At 72.7% G+C, this 16,451-nt stretch carries 14 protein-coding genes; 7 read left to right on the forward strand and 7 right to left on the reverse strand.

Features of this window, described 5'->3' with window-relative positions; genetic code table 11:
- Positions 1-161: 161 nt before the first annotated feature.
- From ACFVHO_RS35905 to ACFVHO_RS35920, 4 genes are all read right to left on the reverse strand, one after another.
- On the reverse strand, positions 162-1,439 hold the full coding sequence (locus ACFVHO_RS35905; RefSeq protein ID WP_385724268.1) for a glycosyl hydrolase: 1,278 nt from the start codon (positions 1,437-1,439) through the stop codon (positions 162-164).
- A 67-nt stretch (positions 1,440-1,506) separates the two neighbouring features.
- The gene (locus tag ACFVHO_RS35910; protein WP_385724271.1) at positions 1,507-2,448 is read right to left on the reverse strand and encodes a carbohydrate ABC transporter permease; all 942 of its coding nucleotides are present in this window, start codon (positions 2,446-2,448) and stop codon (positions 1,507-1,509) included.
- A complete protein-coding gene (locus tag ACFVHO_RS35915; RefSeq protein ID WP_385724272.1) occupies positions 2,445-3,398 on the reverse strand; it encodes a carbohydrate ABC transporter permease in 954 nt (317 codons plus the stop codon). The genes ACFVHO_RS35910 and ACFVHO_RS35915 overlap by 4 nt, the downstream gene beginning before the upstream one ends.
- Before the next feature lie 10 nt (positions 3,399-3,408).
- Entirely contained in the window at positions 3,409-4,647 is a 1,239-nt protein-coding gene (locus tag ACFVHO_RS35920; protein ID WP_385724369.1) for an ABC transporter substrate-binding protein, read from the reverse strand.
- A gap of 440 nt (positions 4,648-5,087) precedes the next feature.
- On the opposite strand from ACFVHO_RS35920, the gene ACFVHO_RS35925 reads away from it, so the two are divergent.
- The gene (locus ACFVHO_RS35925) at positions 5,088-6,116 is read left to right on the forward strand and encodes a LacI family DNA-binding transcriptional regulator (protein ID WP_385724275.1); all 1,029 of its coding nucleotides are present in this window, start codon (positions 5,088-5,090) and stop codon (positions 6,114-6,116) included.
- Between the two features lie 97 nt (positions 6,117-6,213).
- A complete protein-coding gene (locus ACFVHO_RS35930; RefSeq protein ID WP_385724278.1) occupies positions 6,214-7,155 on the forward strand; it encodes a phosphotransferase in 942 nt (313 codons plus the stop codon).
- Between the two features lie 49 nt (positions 7,156-7,204).
- Here ACFVHO_RS35930 and ACFVHO_RS35935 read toward each other — a convergent pair whose 3' ends face one another.
- The 3 genes from ACFVHO_RS35935 to ACFVHO_RS35945 all read right to left on the reverse strand — a co-directional run bounded on the left by ACFVHO_RS35935 (position 7,205) and on the right by ACFVHO_RS35945 (position 10,363).
- Positions 7,205-7,936, reverse strand: a complete 732-nt coding sequence (locus tag ACFVHO_RS35935) for a class I SAM-dependent methyltransferase (RefSeq protein WP_385724281.1) — start codon at positions 7,934-7,936, stop codon at positions 7,205-7,207.
- Positions 7,937-8,075: 139 nt separating this feature from the next.
- Positions 8,076-9,380 carry an enterobactin transporter EntS gene (gene entS / locus ACFVHO_RS35940; RefSeq protein WP_385724285.1) on the reverse strand — a complete coding sequence of 435 codons (1,305 nt, stop codon included), beginning with the start codon at positions 9,378-9,380 and terminating at the stop codon, positions 8,076-8,078.
- A 170-nt stretch (positions 9,381-9,550) separates the two neighbouring features.
- Positions 9,551-10,363, reverse strand: coding sequence for a helix-turn-helix domain-containing protein (locus ACFVHO_RS35945; protein ID WP_385724288.1), 813 nt, complete (start codon positions 10,361-10,363; stop codon positions 9,551-9,553).
- A 232-nt stretch (positions 10,364-10,595) separates the two neighbouring features.
- Here ACFVHO_RS35945 and ACFVHO_RS35950 point away from each other — a divergent pair, with 232 nt between their 5' ends.
- The 5 genes from ACFVHO_RS35950 to ACFVHO_RS35970 all read left to right on the forward strand — a co-directional run bounded on the left by ACFVHO_RS35950 (position 10,596) and on the right by ACFVHO_RS35970 (position 16,451).
- Positions 10,596-11,555, forward strand: coding sequence for a FecCD family ABC transporter permease (locus ACFVHO_RS35950; protein WP_385724290.1), 960 nt, complete (start codon positions 10,596-10,598; stop codon positions 11,553-11,555).
- The gene (locus ACFVHO_RS35955; RefSeq protein ID WP_385724292.1) at positions 11,552-12,631 is read left to right on the forward strand and encodes a FecCD family ABC transporter permease; all 1,080 of its coding nucleotides are present in this window, start codon (positions 11,552-11,554) and stop codon (positions 12,629-12,631) included. The genes ACFVHO_RS35950 and ACFVHO_RS35955 overlap by 4 nt, the downstream gene beginning before the upstream one ends.
- A 65-nt stretch (positions 12,632-12,696) precedes the next feature.
- Positions 12,697-13,488, forward strand: coding sequence for an ABC transporter ATP-binding protein (locus ACFVHO_RS35960; protein ID WP_385724372.1), 792 nt, complete (start codon positions 12,697-12,699; stop codon positions 13,486-13,488).
- Positions 13,489-13,490: 2 nt separating this feature from the next.
- Positions 13,491-14,534, forward strand: coding sequence for an ABC transporter substrate-binding protein (locus tag ACFVHO_RS35965; protein WP_385724295.1), 1,044 nt, complete (start codon positions 13,491-13,493; stop codon positions 14,532-14,534).
- 33 nt (positions 14,535-14,567) lie between these two features.
- Entirely contained in the window at positions 14,568-16,451 is a 1,884-nt protein-coding gene (locus ACFVHO_RS35970; protein ID WP_385724298.1) for an SIP domain-containing protein, read from the forward strand.

The following is a 16,451-nucleotide window of genomic DNA, read 5'->3' on the forward strand; positions in this document are numbered from 1 at the left end:
GAGCAGGGGGGACCCCAATGAGGGGCTGAAACTTGCCGGCACATTTTCTAGCCCGTCCGGCGATTGAGGACGAGGCGCGAAGCGCCGATAGCGGGGGTCCGGGGGCGCAGCCCCCGGGTTCGGGAAGGGGCGGGATTGGGGAAGGCCCCGCAGGGCCCGGCTCAGCCCAGGACCTCGGGCGGCCGCACCACCTCCTCGATGCCCCGCGCAGCGAGGTGCGCCGCGTCCTCGGCCCGGTCCGCGAGGACGAACGCGGGCCGGACCCCGTCCGCGACGAGCCGCGCGAAGGCCTCGAACACGGCCCCACCGGGCGCGCACACGGACCGCCGCGAGAGGTCGGGCCCGGCGTCGACGACGAGCGCGGTCGTCCGGGGCGCGGGCGCGGGACGCCCGTCGCGCCACTCCTTGGCGAGCCGCGCGAGGGACTCCCCGGCGGGCTTGACGCGCCCGTCGTTGGTGAGAAGGCCGAGGCTGTACTCGAGTTCGGGGAAGTCGGCGAGGGAGCGGGAGACGTCGTGGGAGCACCACCAGGTCACGCCCCACACGTCCGCGCAGTCGAGCGCGGCGTTGACGGTGGCCTCGGTGAACTCCGCGGCGGCGCCGGGCGGGATGAGCGGGGCGGGCGCGCCGACCTCCTGGAGCCAGACGGGCCGGCCGGGTTCCAGGGCCCAGGCCTTGGAGAGCTCGATCATGTAGGCGGCGTGCTGCCCGGTGGCGACGCCGTCGCGCCCGTGCCGCTGGGCGGTGCCGTTGAAGACCCAGGAGTGGACGGCGGTGACGGCGCCGAGCCGGGCGGCCTGGGCGGGCGTGAAGGGCTGGTCGTCCTGGTACCAGGCGGCGTCGTACTCGGCGTGCAGGTGCAGCCGCCCGGGGGCGCCCTCCTCGCAGGCGTCGAGGACGGTGCGCAGCCAGGCGTCCGCCTGCTCCGGGGTGATGCGGTCGGGGTCGGGGTGCGGCCCGGCGGCGAACTGGTTGATCTCGTTGCCGATGGTCATGCCGATGAAGTTGGGCCGGTCGGCGAGCGCGGCGGCGAGGGTGCGCAGGTAAGCGCGCTGACCGGACACGACGTCCGGGTCGGTGAAGAGGTTGCGCCGGTGCCAGGTCTGCGTCCACGCGGGCAGGAAGTCGAAGCTCGACAGATGGCCCTGGAGCCCGTCGACGTTCACGTCGAGCCCGCGTTCGGCGGCGGCGTCGGCGAGGGCGACGAGCTGCTCGACGGCGCGCGGGCGGATCAGGGTGCGGTTGGGCTGGAAGTACGGCCAGATCGGGAAGACCCGGACGTGGTCGAGCCCGAGGGCGGCGACGGCGTCGAGGTCACGGCGTACGGCGTCGATGTCGAAGTCCAGCCAGTGGTGGAACCACCCTTGGCTCGGGGTGTAGTTGGCGCCGAAGCGGGGCGGTGCGGCGGGGGCCGCGCCGCGCTGGTCGTCAGACGTCATGCGGATCCTGGTTCTTTGGACGTTCTGTGAACGCTGGTTCTGGAACGGGTGCGCGGTGCGGCGGGCCTCAGCCCTTGACCGCTCCCTCGCCGACGCCGCGGAAGAAGTACCGCTGGAGGCAGGCGAAGAGCACGATCAGCGGCAGGACGGCGATCACGGTGCCCGCGGCGACGAGGCGTTCGTCGTTGGCGAAGGTGCCGTGCAGGTAGTTGAGGCCGATGGTGAGCGTGAACTTGTCGGGGTCGCTGAGCACGATGAGCGGCCACAGGAAGTCGTCCCAGGCGCCCATGAAGGCGAAGATGGCGACGACGGCGAGGGTGCCCTTGACGGCGGGAAGGGCGATGCGGAAGAACCGCTGCCACACGTTGGCCCCGTCGACGAAGGCGGCTTCCTCGATTTCGTAGGGCACGTTGAGGAAGGCGTTGCGCATCAGGAGCACGTTGAGGGCGGAGACGCAGCCGGGCAGCAGCACGCCGATGAGGGTGTTGTTGAGGTTCAGGTCCCGCATCGTCGTGAACTGGGCGATGATGATGCCCTCGACGGGCACCAGCATGGCGAGGATGAACACGAGCGTGGCGGCCTTGCGGCCGCGGTAGCGCAGCCGGGCCAGGGCGTAGCCGGCGAGGGCGGCGCCCACGCAGTTGGTGAAGACGTTCGCGGCGGCGACCTTCAGGGAGTTGAGGGCGTAGTCCCAGACGGGGATGGTGTCGGCGACGCGTTCGTAGTTGTGCAGGGTCGGGTCGGAGGGCAGGAAGCTCGGCGGGGAGCTGAAGATGTTCTCGTGCGGGCCCTTCAGGGACGTCGAGAGCTGCCACAGGAACGGCCCGATCATCAGGGCGAGCATGGCGAGCAGCAGGGTGTAGCGGAGCGCCAGCTCCCACAGGGGCATGCGGCGCCCGTTCTCGTCGGTGACCCGCCGGCGGCGGCCGCGCCCACGGGGTGCGGACCCGGCCGGGTCCTTGCGGGGCGCGGAGGCGTCCTCGGTGGTGGTCGTCGGTGTGGACGTCACCTGTCCTCCTTCCGGTCCGCGCGCAGCACGAGCAGCATCAGCGCGACGGTGACGACGAAGATGACCACGGAGATGGCGGAGGCGTAGCCGACGCGGCCGGTGAGGCCGGTGCCGGTGCGCTGGACCAGCATGACGAGGGTGGTGTCCTCGCCCGCGGGTCCGCCGGTCGGGCCCGCCATCAAGTACACCTCGGAGAAGACCTTGAAGGCGGCGACGGAGGACAGCGCGGCGACCAGGACCATGGTGGAGCGGACGGCCGGGATGGTGACGGAGACGAACCGGCGCACCGGCCCGGCCCCGTCCACGGCGGCGGCCTCGTGCAGTTCGCGGGGCACGTTGGCGAGCGCCGCGAGATAAATGATCATGTAGTAGCCGAGGCCCTTCCAGACCGTCACGGCCATGGCGGAGAACAGCAGCAGCCACTGGTCGCTGAGGAAGCCGACCTTCCCCGCGCCCACCGCCTCCAGGACGGCGTTCACCAGGCCGCGTTCGTCGAGCATCCACACCCAGATCAGGCCGACCACGACGATGGAGGCGACCACCGGCGTGTAGAAGGCCGACCGGAAGAACGTGATGCCGGGGATCTGCTTCTGCACGAGCAGCGCGAGCAGCAGCGGAAGCACGACCAGCGCGGGCACCACCACGAGGACGTACAGCGTGCTGTTGCGCAGGCCGATCCAGAACATGTCGTCGTGCAGCAGCTCGCGGAAGTTCGCGAGCCCGACGTACTTGCCCTCGACCAACTGCCGTTTGTCCGTGAAGGAGTTGATGATCGTGCTGACGAACGGATAGAGGATGAAGATGCCGACGACGGCGAGGCCGGGGGCGGCGAACAACCAGGGGCTGGTGACGAGTTGACGGCGGATCCGGCGCCTTGGCCGGGCGGCGGCCTTCGACTCCGCGGCGGGGCGGGCGGTGGCCGGTGCGGGTGCGGCTGCTGTGCTCTTCATGCGCTCGGGCTCAGCTCTGCTTCAGCAGCCGGTCACAGGCCTTGACAGCGTTGTCAAGCGCTTCCTTGGGGCTCTGCTTGCCCTGCAGCGCGCGGGCGACGGCGTTGCGCAGCTCGATCTTCATCTGCTCGCTGAACAGGACGGGCGTGTAGTTCACGGCCGTCTTCAGGGACTTGGCGGCGGCGATGCGCACCCGGGTCTCGTCCGAGCCGTCCTGCTTGGTGAAGTACGGGTCGTCCAGGGAGCCCTTGGTGCTGGGGAAGATGGCGACCTTCTTGGCGAAGGACATCTGGCGCTGCGCGTCGGTGACGAAGTGCGCGAAGGCGACGGCGGCGGGCGTCCGCTTGGTGCGGGTGTTCACCATCACGCCCATCACGTACATGTTGTCCTTGCCGGTGCTGCTGATCTGCGGCGTGATGCCGATGTTCTTGTAGAGCCGCGGCGCGTCCTTCTTGAACTTCTCCAGGTCCAGGGCGCTGCCCGGGTTCATGGCGACGGCCTCGGTGAGGAACTTCTTGCCCGTCGACTCCGGCGTGGCCGTCAGCGCCTGCCCGTCCAGGGCCTTCGCGTCGTACAACTCCTTGTACTTGGTGAGGAGTTCGACGCCCTTGGTGTCGTTGAAGGTGAAGCCGGTGCCTTCCTTGTTCATCAGGGGCACGCCGTAGCGCCCGAAGTCCTCGATCGTCGGGACGTTGGCGAGCGTGGCGACCTGGCCGTCGCTCTTCTTCGCCAGCTCCTCGGCGTCCGCGAACAGCTCGTCATAGGTCTTCGGCGGCTTGTTCGCGTCCAGGCCCGCGTCCTTGAACAGCCGCTTGTTGTAGAACAGCGGCCCGGTGTTCAGGTACCAGGGGAAGGCGTACGTCCCCTCGAGGCCCGGCACCTGGTGGCTCTTCCAGGCGCCCGGCAGGTACTCCTTCTCGTACTTGCCCGCCGCCTTGTCCAGGTCGAGGGCGATCCCGGCCTTGGCGAGCGGGGCGACCAGGTCGGGCGAGACGTTCACGACGTCGGGCAGGGTGCCGCCGGCGGCGTCGGCGCTGATCTTGTCGGCGTAGCCCTCGCCGGGCTGGTCGACCCACTTCACCTTCGCGTCGGGGTACTTCTGCTCGAAGTCGTCGATCAGACCCTCGAAGTAGGACTTGAAGTTGGCCTTCAGGTTCCAGGTCTGGAAGGTGATCTCGCCCTCGACCTTGCCGGAGGCGTCGGACGAGCCGCTCTCGTCGCCGCCGCCGCACGCGCTCAGCGGCAGCATCACGGCGGCGAGCGCGGCGGCGACGACCGCCCTGCGAGGGCTTCTGGATATCCGGGAATGACGCACGGTGAACGGCTCCTTTGCTCGGCCCGGCGTGGGCGGTCACGACCTCGGCCCGCGGCGCCGGCCGCGGCGAATCGTGCCGAGGCAGACCCTGCATGGAGCGGAAGTGAAAAGTCAATGGATTGGGGACGATTTGCTGCGCCGGATCCCGTTCGCGGGTACGAACTCGCTGCTCAGAAGCGTTTGTTGAATCCCTTGCGAGGAACAGCTAATGCGCTTTAGGCTGACCCAGCTCAAGCGCATTAGTACGTACGAGGTCGAGCCGCCGTGCGTACCCGGCAAGGCATGCGTGTACCGCGGCAGGGACCCTGCGTAACGCCGCAGGCGGAAAGGGGCAACGCGTGCAAGGCAAGCGGTCACCGGCACGCCGGCCGACCATGAAGGACATCGCACGGCGCGCCGGAGTCTCCGAGAGCGCCGTCTCCTTCGCGCTCAACGACCGTCCCGGAGTCTCCGACATCACCCGCGACCGGGTGCGCAGGGTCGCCGAGCAGTTGGGCTGGCGCCCGAGCACCGCGGCCCGCGCCCTGTCAGGCGAGGGTGCGGCGACGGTGGGAATGGTGGTGGCGCGGCCCGCGGCCACGCTCGGCGTCGACTCGTTCTTCCTCCAGCTGATCTCCGGTGTCCAGGAGGTCCTGGCCGAGCGCCAACTGGGCCTGCTCTTCCAGGTCGTGGAGGACGTCGAGGCGGAGTGCGCGGTGTACCGGCGGTGGTGGGCCGAGCACCGCGTCGACGGGGTGCTCGTCGTGGACCCGCGCACGGACGACCCGCGGCCCGCGCTGCTCTCGGAGCTGGGCATTCCGGCGGTCCTGACCGGCGGAGTGCCCGACCCCGAGAGCGAGCCGCGCCCCGGCCTTTCCACCGTCTGGGCCGACGACGCCGGCGCCATGGAGTCCGTCGTCGGCCATCTGCACGCCCTCGGCCACCGCCGCGTCGTGCACATCGCCGGGCTGCCCGGCCTCGCGCACACCGAGCGCCGCATCCGCACCCTGCGGGCCGAGGCCGACCGGCGCGGCCTGACCGAGGTGCGGTCGGTGACCACGGACTACTCGGACTCCGAGGGCGCCGCGGTCACACGCCGCGTCCTCGGCTCGCAGACGCCGCCGACGGCCCTGGTGTACGACAACGACGTGATGGCGGTGGCAGGGGTGGCCGCCGCGGCCTCCCTCGGGTTCGGCGTGCCGGACGACGTGTCGGTGGTGGCCTGGGAGGACTCGGCGCTGTGCCGGATGGTGCACCCGTGGCTCACCGCGCTGTCCCGCGACACGGTGTCCTTCGGCCGCACGGCGGCGCGCGAACTCCTCGGACTCCTCGACGACGGCCCTTCGGGGACGGTGCAGGTGCCGCTGCCCCGGCTGATCGAGCGGGAGAGCACGGGGGCGGTGCGGGGTCCGGCGTCCGGCTGAGGCCGGGCGGACCCCGGCGGTCCGGTGGCGTCCAGGCGCCTCGGGGACCTTCGCGGCGTCGGATCGCGGGCCTTGTGACGTCGGGGAGACTGGGGCCATGGACCGGACGGAGACACGACGGATCAGCGAGGCGCTCGGCCGTGCGGTGGTCGGGGCGCGCCCGCTGGCGGGTGGGTTCTCCCACGAGACGACGCTGCTCGAACTCGCCGGTGGCGGGCGCGTGGTCGCGCGGCTCGGCGGGGCGGCGCCCGCCGTGGAGGCCGCGGTGATGGCGGCGGGGCGCGCCCGTGTGCCCGTGCCCGAGGTCCTGCACGTGCTGCCCGCCGTGGTGGAGCCGGAGGAGGCCCGCGCCGCGATGATCCTGGAGTACGTGCCGGGGACACCGCTCAGTCACGTACTGGGTGGCGGCGGGGTCGACCGGGACTCCCTGACCGCGCTCGGCACCGAGGTCGGCCGTGTCGTCGCCCGCGTCGGGACCGTGCCGTTCGACCGGCCCGGCTTCTTCACGGACGACCGGCTCACCGTCGGACAGGACGAGCAGCCGTGGTCACGGCAGTTGCCGGAGGTCGCCGAGGCGTGCGTGGCCGCGGTGCCCGGGGAACGGCTCGACGCCGCCACGCGGCGGGCCTGGGTGAAGCTGTGCGAGGCCCACGCGCCCGCCCTGGAGCGCGTGGACCACCTGGCATGCCTGGTGCACGCCGACGTCAACCCCAAGAACGTCCTGGTGTCACGGGCGGGTTCGGGCTGGCGCGTGGACGCCGTCCTGGACTGGGAGTTCGCCTACTCCGGCTGTCCGTACGGGGACGCGGCGAACATGCTGCGGTTCGGTGACGCGTACCCCGACGGCTTCCTGGACGGCTTCCGGGAGGGGTTCCGTACGGGAGAACACGCCCGTCCCCTCGCCGCGGACTGGGAGTACCTGGGCCGGGTCCTCGACCTGTTCGCCCTCAGCGACCTGGTGACACGGCCAACGGGGCACGAGGTCGCGGACGCGGCGGCCGAGGTGATGCGGCGGTGGGTGGTGCGGCCGTTCACGTGAGGGCCTGGTCCATGGGGCCCGGGTCACCTACGGGCGCGGGCGGTCCGGCTCACGTCGCGGGCCTGCGCGCGAGGAACACGAACTCCCTGCCCGGCCGGTCGGGCGCGTCCCGTACGTCCACCACCGCGAACCCCTCGGCGACCAGGTCCGCCTCGACCTCCTCGCGCTCGCGGAACCGCAGCGTCGAGTCCGCCGTCAGGACCGACCCGTCCGCGGCGAACACACAGTTCCCACGGAACGTCACGAGCGGTCCTTCGACCTCCAGCAGGTCGAACCAGCTCTCGACCACGCCGAAGCCGGGAACGTCCGTCACGCTGTACGAGTCCTCGCGGTTCCACTCCTGCCAGGCACGCCGCGCCGGAACGCGGGTCTCGAACACGAGATGCCCGCCCGGACGCAGCGCCGTGCGGGCTCCCTTCAGGGTCGCCCGCCACTCCCCCGGATCGGTGATCGCCTGGGCGACGTTCGCCGTCATCGTGGCGAGGTCGGCCCGGAGCGGCGGCAGCGCCGTCGCGTCGCCGTGGATCCACCGCACCCGCTCGGCGTCCGCCTTGGCCCTGGCCACGTCGAGGGAGGCCGCGGCCGGGTCGACGCCGACGACGTCGATGCCCCGGGCGGCGAGGAGCAGCGCGAACACTCCGGTGCCGCAGCCGATGTCCAGGACCTGCCGGGCCCCGAACTCCTCGGCGAGGCGCAGATACGGGTCGAGGTCACCGCGGTCGGGGTCGAGCGGGTCGTAGAGGGCGGCGAGGCGCGGGTCCTGGAAGTGATCGGCTGCCATGACGGCGAAGGTATCCGGAGGCGGCGGCCGGGGCAGGGGATTTTCCGCCGACCCCGACCCCGGCCCGCCCCCGACGCCGACCACGGCCTCGGCCCCGACCCGCCCTCGACCCCGGCCACGGTCGGGCCCCCGAGGCGGATCAGGGCCGGGCCTCCACGGCGTCCTGCTCGCAATCGGGCGCCGCCGGAGCCGGACCCTCCGGCGCGGGCAGCGTCGCCCGGCGCAGACCGGGCACGCACACCGCCACGAGCACCGCCGCCCCGGCGCACACCACGCCGTTGACCACCGCCGCGCCCGCGGGGCTGAACCACCGTGCCACCACCGCGACTTCCACGTCGCCGACCACGTCGCCCGTGGTGCCCTGGGTGGCGAGGACGCCGACCACGCGCCCGCGCAGCCGGTCGGGGGTGTGGTGCTGGACGAGGGCGTACTCCAGGATCTCGTGGACCGTGCCCGCGGCGCCGCCGATCGCCAGCATCACGACGGCGACCGCCACCTGGCCGCTGAGGCCGAAGCCGACGGTCGCGAGGCCGCCCGTGCACGCGGCGGCGAGGAGCACGCGGCCCGGGCGCGCGGCCCGCGTGAGCCAGCCGCTGGTCGCCGAGACGAGGACCGCGCCCACGGCGGGGGCGGTGTACAGCAGGCCGAGCACGACCTCGCCGCCGCCGAAGCGGGTGTCCACCATCTCCGGGAACAGGACCACCGGCAGGTTGAACAGGGCGGTGACGCCACCCAGGGCCAGGAGGCCGCCGACGACGCGGTTGCGCGCGGCGTACCGGAACGCGGCGAGCAGCGAACCGCTGTCGTCTTCCACGCCGTCGCCGGGGGCCTCGCGCGGGGCAGGTGGCAGCGGTCCGACGCGGCGGAGCAGCAGCGTCGTCACGCCGGTGGTGACGGCCGTGACGGCGAACACCGGCCCGGGGCCGCTCAGGGCGAGCAGCACGCCGCCGAGGAACGGCGCGGCGATCGAGCCGATCTCGCCGGTGAGGGAGATCAGCGCCCCGGCAGCGGGGAGTTGGTCGGGGCGGACGAGGGTCGGGGCGACGGCCATGAGTGCGGTGACGCTCACCCCGGTGGCGAGGCCGTCGAGAGCCACGCACACGAAGACCGCCCACAGCCGGGGCTCGGGCAGGAAGGCGTTGGCCGCGAGGCCCGCGAAGGCGAGGGCGGCGCAGGCCCTGGCGCGGATGATGAGGCGGCGCCGGTCGGTGCGGTCGGCTGCCCAGCCGCCCCACAGCGAGCCCAGGAGCACCGTGACGCTCATGATCATGCTGGTGACGGCGACGGGGAACGTGGCTCCCGTGAGCCCGTAGACCTGCGCGGACAGGGCGACCGCCGCCATGCCGAGGCCGAACAGGGACACGACGCGCGCGATGAAGATGGCGCGGAAGTCCGCGCTGGTGCGCAGCGGTTCGATGTCGATCAGGAGGTCACGCGCCCGCACGGAGGGCTCCCGCGGGGGTGGGAAGGGCGGCTGCAGCGGCCATGGTCAGGTCCTCGTCTCCGGATGCGCGAACCGCCCATGCGGTAAGGCGAGCCTTACCCAATGATCGGTCCGCACCCGGAGTCAAGTCGGGCCAGTGACCCCCGAATCGGCACAAACGAGGCCCTCGTTCACCGCGCCGGACGCCCTCGCGCAGCCACGGAAGCGCCAGTTCCGGAGGCGCTGGTTCCGGAACCGCCTCCACCCGCCCGCGCCCGCGCGTAGGCACCCGGCGTACGCCCGAAGTGCTTGCGGAACGCGAGGATGTAGCCGTTCGTGCTCACGAACCCCACCCGCGCCGCGACCGCGCCCACTTGATGCCCCTGCGCGAGGAGCGTGAGCGACTGGTTGAGGCGCAGCCGGGTGCGCCACTCGGAGAAGGCGAGCCCGGTCTCCGCGCGGAAGGCGCGGCGCAGGCTCGTCGAGCTGGTGAAGAGGCGCTCCGCCCACTCCGACGCGGTCCGCGGGTCGTCGGGCCGCCGCAGCAGCGCCCCCGCCACCGCCCGGGCGGCGCGGCTCGTGGGCTGCGGCAGCGGCAGGCAGTCAGCCTGGCCGTCCGTCAGGGTGGTGAACAGCACGGTGTCGTCGGGCGCGGCACCCGGCACGTCGGCGTCGCGCATGCGCCCGAGGAGCAGGCGGCGCTGGGCCGCGCTGACGTTCACGAGCGTCGCGCCCCCGTACGGCAGGTGATGCCGCGCGGGGTCGAACGTCTCGCTGAGCACCAGGGCGTCGGGGTCGAAGCGGGCGCTGTGCGGCAGGCCCGCGGGCAGCCACACGGCGACCGACGGGGACAGTTCGTAGTCGACGCCGAGGGCCGTGACGACGATGCGGCCGAGCGGCACGTAGAGGAACTGGTGGGTGTCGTGGACGTGCGTCGGATGCCCCTGCGGCGTCACGAAGTCGTCGTCCGGCCACACCGTTTCGTACCGCGCGTCCGCCCTCACCGATTCCCCCTGCCCTCGCGGTCCACGGATTGACCTCTGAGTGTGAGCTGTGCGCCTCCGACTTGGATCGTCGAAAGCTAGGTAAGGGTAACCTAACTTTTTGTACGACCTGTGAGGAGCACAACCACCCATGACCCCTACGTCCCCGCCGGTGACGCCATCGTCGCCACTGGCCGGAGGGCGTCGCGCGAGACCGCGGCACGCACGCGCCGCCCTCGTCACGACGCTCGCCGTGGCAGCCCTCGTGGCCACCCTGATCGCGAGCGTCGGTCTCGGCGCCCGGGACATCTCGCCGCTGGAGATCGTCCGCATCCTGCTGCACCCCGGCGCCGAGGACTACAACTCCCAGGTGCTGTGGACCGAACGCGTCCCCCGGACGTTCCTGGGGCTCGCCGTCGGCGCGGCCCTCGGCGCCTCCGGCCTGATCATGCAGGCGCTCACCCTGAACCCCCTGGCCGACCCGGGCATCCTCGGCATCGAGCAGGGCGCCGCGATGTTCGTGGTCCTCGGCATCCTCTTCCTCGATCTCACCGGAGTGCGGGGCTACTTCTGGATGGCGCTGCTCGGGTCCGGGGTGACCGCCGTGCTCGTGTACCTGATCGGCACCCGCACCGACGCGGGCGGCAGCACCCTCGGCCTGGTCCTCGCCGGGGTGGCGCTAGCGGCCGTGATGTCGTCGCTGATCACGCTGATGGTGGTCCGTGACGAGGCGGTCTACGCCCACCTGCGGTTCTGGTCCGTGGGCCAGCTCACCGGCCGCGCGGGCGTCCTCGGCCAGGCCGTCCCCTTCGTCGCCGCGGGCCTTCTTCTCGCCCTGCCGCTCGGGCGCACCCTCAACATCCTCGGCCTCGGCGACGAGACGGCCCGCGGTCTTGGCGTGCGGGTGGAGCGCGCCCGGCTGGCGAGCGCCGCCGTCGCGGTGCTGCTCTGCGCCGCCGCCACCGCCGCCGTGGGCCCCGTCGCCTTCGTCGGACTCGTGGCCGCCCACTGCGCGCGCCTCCTCGCCGGGACCGACCACCGCTGGTCCCTGCCCCTGGCCATGCTGCTCGGCGCGGTCCTGCTCACGGCGGCCGACACCGCGGGACGGCTCGTCGTCGACCACGGCGAGATCCAGGTCGGCGTGATGACCGCGGTCGTCGGCACCCCCTTCTTCATCTGGCTCGCCCGGCGCCGGAACCTGGTGCGGATGTGAGCGCCGTCGCCGTCGAGTCCCGGCCCGCGCCCGCCGTGGCCAAGGAACACGCCCTCGCCCTGCTGCGCGCCACCCGCCGTGCCCGGCGGCGCAGGACCGCCGTCGTCGCCGTCGTGCTCACCGTGCTGCTGCTCGGCCTGACGTCGGCCTCCGTCCTCCTCGGCGGCGTCGGGAAGGTCGACCCGGCCGACGTGCTGCCCGCCGCGTTCGGCCTCCGTACCGGGCTCGCCGACTACATGATCTTCCAGTTGCGGATGCCGAGGGCCCTCGCGGCTCTGCTCGCGGGCGCGCTGTTCGGCCTCGCGGGCGCCCTCTACCAACGCCTCATCCGCAATCCGCTGGCCACTCCCGACATCGTCGGCATCTCGGCGGGGGCGGGCGCCGGTGCCACCACCGTGCTCCTGTACGCGCCCGCGTCCGTGGCCCTCGGCACCCCGCTCGCGGCGGTCGGCGGCTCGTTCCTGCTCGCCGCCGCGGTGTACGCGCTGAGCTGGCGCCGCGGCGTCGACACCTACCGGCTCGTGCTGGTCGGGATCGGGCTCAGCGCGGTCTGCACCGCGTACACCAACTACCTGTTCACCGTGGCCGATCAGCACAGCATCGCCATCGCGATGCGCTGGCTCGTCGGCAGCACGAGCGGCGCGGACTGGGACGGCGTCACCACGCTCTCCCTCGGCCTCGGCGGCTGCCTGCTCGCCACGGCGCTGCTGCACCGGCCGCTCGGCAGCATGTCCCTCGGCGACCAGCTCGCCACCGGACTCGGCACCCGGGTGGGGTTCGTGCGCGTCGCGGCACTGCTCGTCGGCGCGGCCGCGGCCGCCCTCGCCACCAGCGTCGTCGGGCCCATCGGCTTCGTCTCGCTCATCAGCGGGCCCGTCGCCGCGCGCCTCGCGGGCGCGGACCGCGCCCTCGTGCTCGCGCCGCCGGTCGGTGCCGTCATCGTCATCGGGGCCGACGTCCTCGCGCAGAACGCCCCGCTCATCAGCCCGGTGCCCACCGGGGTCCTCACCGCGCTCCTCGGCGCTCCCTATTTCGTCTGGCTGATCCTCAGGCGCGGACAGAAGGCATCCTCGTGACCCGAAGGCCCACGGCCCCGAAGACCCTCAGCAGGCCGCCCCGCGCGCCTGCCGCAGAGGCCCGCCTGGAGGCCCGCGGCGTCACCGTCGGCTACGGCGACGCGCCCGTCATCGAGGGCCTCGACCTGCGGATCGAGGAGGGCCGGATCACCGCGCTCGTCGGCCCCAACGCCTGCGGCAAGTCGACGCTCCTGAAGTCCCTCGCCCGGCTCCTTCCGCTGGCCGCCGGTTCGGTGCTGCTCGAGGGCGCCGACATCCACCGCCTGCCCACCCGGGAGGTGGCCCGGCGCCTCGGCGTCCTGCCGCAGTCCCCGCTCGCCCCCGAGAGCATCACCGTGGGCGACCTCGTCTGGCGGGGCCGCCATCCGCACCGGCAGTTCGGGCAGCGCCGCACCGAGGCCGACGACGAGGCCATCGCCGACGCGCTGCTCGCCACGGGCACCGCGGAGCTGATCGACCGGCCCGTGGACGCGCTCTCCGGCGGCCAGCGCCAGCGCGTGTGGATCGCCCTGGCCCTCGCCCAGGACACCCCGACGCTGCTCCTCGACGAGCCCACCACGTACCTGGACATCGCGCATCAGATCGAGGTCCTCGACCTGCTCGCCGACCTCAACGAACAGACCGGCAAGACCATCGTGCTCGTCTCGCACGACCTCAACCAGGCGGCCCTGTACGCCTCGACGATCGTCGCCCTGCGCGACGGCCGCGTCGTCCGCCAGGGCCCGCCCGCGCAGGTGCTCGACGCGGACCTCGTGGCCGAGGTGTTCGGCCTGGACTGCGTCGTCGTCCCGCACCCCCGTACCGACCGGCCGCAGATCTTCCCCCTCGGCCGCCGCCACCTCACGCAGGAGATATGACCATGAACCGCCCCGCAAGACCCGTCGCAGGACGCGGCGCCACCCGGATCCTGCTCGCCGCCACCGCCTGCCTCGCCCTTGTCACCGGCTGCGGCGGCGCCGACGACGACAAGGGGAACAAGTCCGGCAAGGCGGGCGCGGGTTCCGGCGCCTTCCCGGTGTCCCTCACCAACGCCTGGGGCACGACGGAGGTCGGCGACAAGCCGGTCAAGGTGGCCACCGTGTCCGACGGCGACACCGACATCGCGCTGGCCCTCGGCGTCGTACCGGTGATCACGCCGGACGCGGAGGACGGCGGCCCCGTGCCCGAGTACAAGCAGCGCGCCCTGGACAAGCTCGGCGTCGACAAGCTGAAGACGTACGACGACACCGACGGCACGGACTACGAGGCCATCGCGGCCGAGGCCCCGGACGTCGTCCTCGGCATGAGCACCTGGTCGATGGAGGCCGACTACGCCAAGCTCAAGCCGATCGCCCCGATCGTCACCTACGCCGACAAGAAGGACGCCGACGCCCTGACCTGGCAGGAGCGTCTCACCACCGCCGCCAGGGCGCTGGGCCTGAGCGACCGCGCGGAGAAGGTCATCGCGGCCAACAAGAAGGCCGTCACCGACGCGGCGGCCGCGCACCCCGAGTTCAAGGGCAAGACGTACACGTACGCCGTCGTCCACCCCGAGCAGATCACCTTCATGTCCCACGCCGACCAGGACCCGGGCGTCTTCGAGCAGTTGGGCCTGCGCAAGACCGCCGAGGCGAAGGACCACTCCGCCAAGAAGAACGCGGTCGGCCTGGAGAACCTGGACGAGCTGGAGGCCGACGTCCTGCTGCTCACCTATCCGTTCGGCGACGAGGGGCTGCTGTCCGCGTCCGAGCTGGAGAGCAACAAGCTGTTCCGGTCCCTCGACGTGGTGAAGCAGAAGCACACCGCGGTCATCCCCGCGAAGAACACCCTCTCCTCCGCCATCGCCTACCCCGACGCGCTCAACGCCCCCTGGGCGGTCGAGAAGCTCACGCCGATCCTCGCCGACGCCGTCGCGGGCAAGTGAGCGCGGCCCGCGCACGCACGAAGGAGCACCACCATGCCCACCCGTAACCCCCGTTCGGTCGTCACGTTCCCCATCGTGCTCAGGGAGCTGACGGTCCTGCGCGCCGAGAACATCACGCCGGGGATGCGCCGACTCACCCTCGGCGGCGCGCAGTTGCGCGCCTTCACGCGCGCCGGCCTCGATCTGCCGGAGCTGCGCACCGAGGGCTTCGACGACCATGTGAAGTTCTTCTTCGCCGACGACGAGGGCACGCTCGTGCTGCCCGGACAGAACGTCAGCAGCCTGGACTGGCCCGCAGACGGGCGGCCCGTCGCCAAGGACTACACGCCCGTCCGCTTCGACCCGGACGCCGGTGAGATCGACTTCGACTTCGTCCGGCACGCGGACGGTGTGGCCTCGACGTGGGCGGAGCGGGTCGCGCCGGGCGAGAGCGCGTGGATCGCGGGGCCCAAGATGTCCCACAGCCATCCCGAGGGCGTCGACTGGCTGCTCGTCGTAGGCGACGAGACGGCGCTGCCCGCGATCGGCCGGTGGCTCGCCGAGATGCCCGCGGGCACGGTCGCCCGCGTGTTCGTCGAGATCGCCGACGACAGCCACCGCCAGGAGCTGCCGACCCGCGCGGACGCCGAGGTCGTCTGGCTGTCGCGGGACGGCGCCCCCGCGGGCACCACCGACCTCCTGGAGCGGGCGGTCCGGGACATGGAGTGGCTGCCCGGCACCGCGTACGCCTGGGTCGCGGGCGAGACCGTCACGCTCAAGGGCATCCGCCGCCACCTGGTCACCGAACGCCAAGTGCCGCGCGAGCACACCCACATCACGGGCTACTGGCGCCGCACCGCGCCCGCCCCGGCGGCTCCGGTCGACGCCGACGCGCACGGCCCGGTCGACGCCTACCACCCGGAGGAGGCCGACGACCCGCACGAGCGCCTGCACCGGCTGACCGACCCCGCGCCCGGCCACGCCATCCGCGCCGCCGTCACCCTCGGCCTGTTCGAGCTGGTGGACGGCGGCATCCGGGACGCGACCCGCCTCGCCGAGCGCACCGGCGCCGACCCCGGCACGCTCACGGCGCTGCTCACCTACCTCGTGTCCATCGACCTCCTCGCCCTCGACGGCGACGGCTACCGGCTCACCCCCGTCAGCGAGGAACTGGTCGAGGACGACCACTCCGCCGACGAGTACCACCTCGGTGGCGCCCAGGCCGCGCTCGACGCCTCGTTGAGCGGTCTGGTGCCCACCTTGCTGACGGGCAGGGCCGGTTACCGCACCTCGGCCGGGGAGACCTTCGTCGAGGCCATGGCGCACGACGCCCTTCTGGCCGGGACGGCGCGGGCCGCGGTCGAGGAGGAGGCCCGCTGGATCGCCCCCGGTGTCGTGCGCGCCCACGACTGGTCGGCGGTGCCCGAGGTGACCGCGACCGGTCCCGGCTCGGGCACGGTCGTAGGCGCCCTGGTGCGTGCCTTCCCCGGGCTGCGGGCCCGCGTCACCGCGCTCCCCTCGGTCCTGCGGGTGCTGCGCGAGGAGATCCTGGACACGGATGTGCTGGCGCACGTCGACCTGGTGCCACAGCCGGGCCCCGTCCCCCCGGCGGGATCGCGGACACTCCTGATGTGCCGTCAACTCGCCTGGCTGGCCGACGAGGACGCCGAGCACCTGCTGGCCGAGACCGCCGCCGGGCTGGCCGTGGACGGCACCCTGCTCCTGGTCGAGCAGGTCACCGCGGCCGACCCGGACGACGCCGACGCTCCCCTGGACCACCTGCGCCTGAAGTGCGCGTTCGGCTCCGGCGTGCGGGACGCGGCCCGGCTGGCCGCCCTGGCGGAGCGGGCCGGGCTCACGGTGGGGGCCTGCCACGACATCGGCTGGGACCATCGCCTGTGGGTCCTGACGGCACCCGGCCGTCCCGGGCGGCGGTGA

Origin of the sequence: Streptomyces sp. NPDC127108 (assembly GCF_042677545.1) — a bacterium.
Taxonomy (GTDB): domain Bacteria; phylum Actinomycetota; class Actinomycetes; order Streptomycetales; family Streptomycetaceae; genus Streptomyces.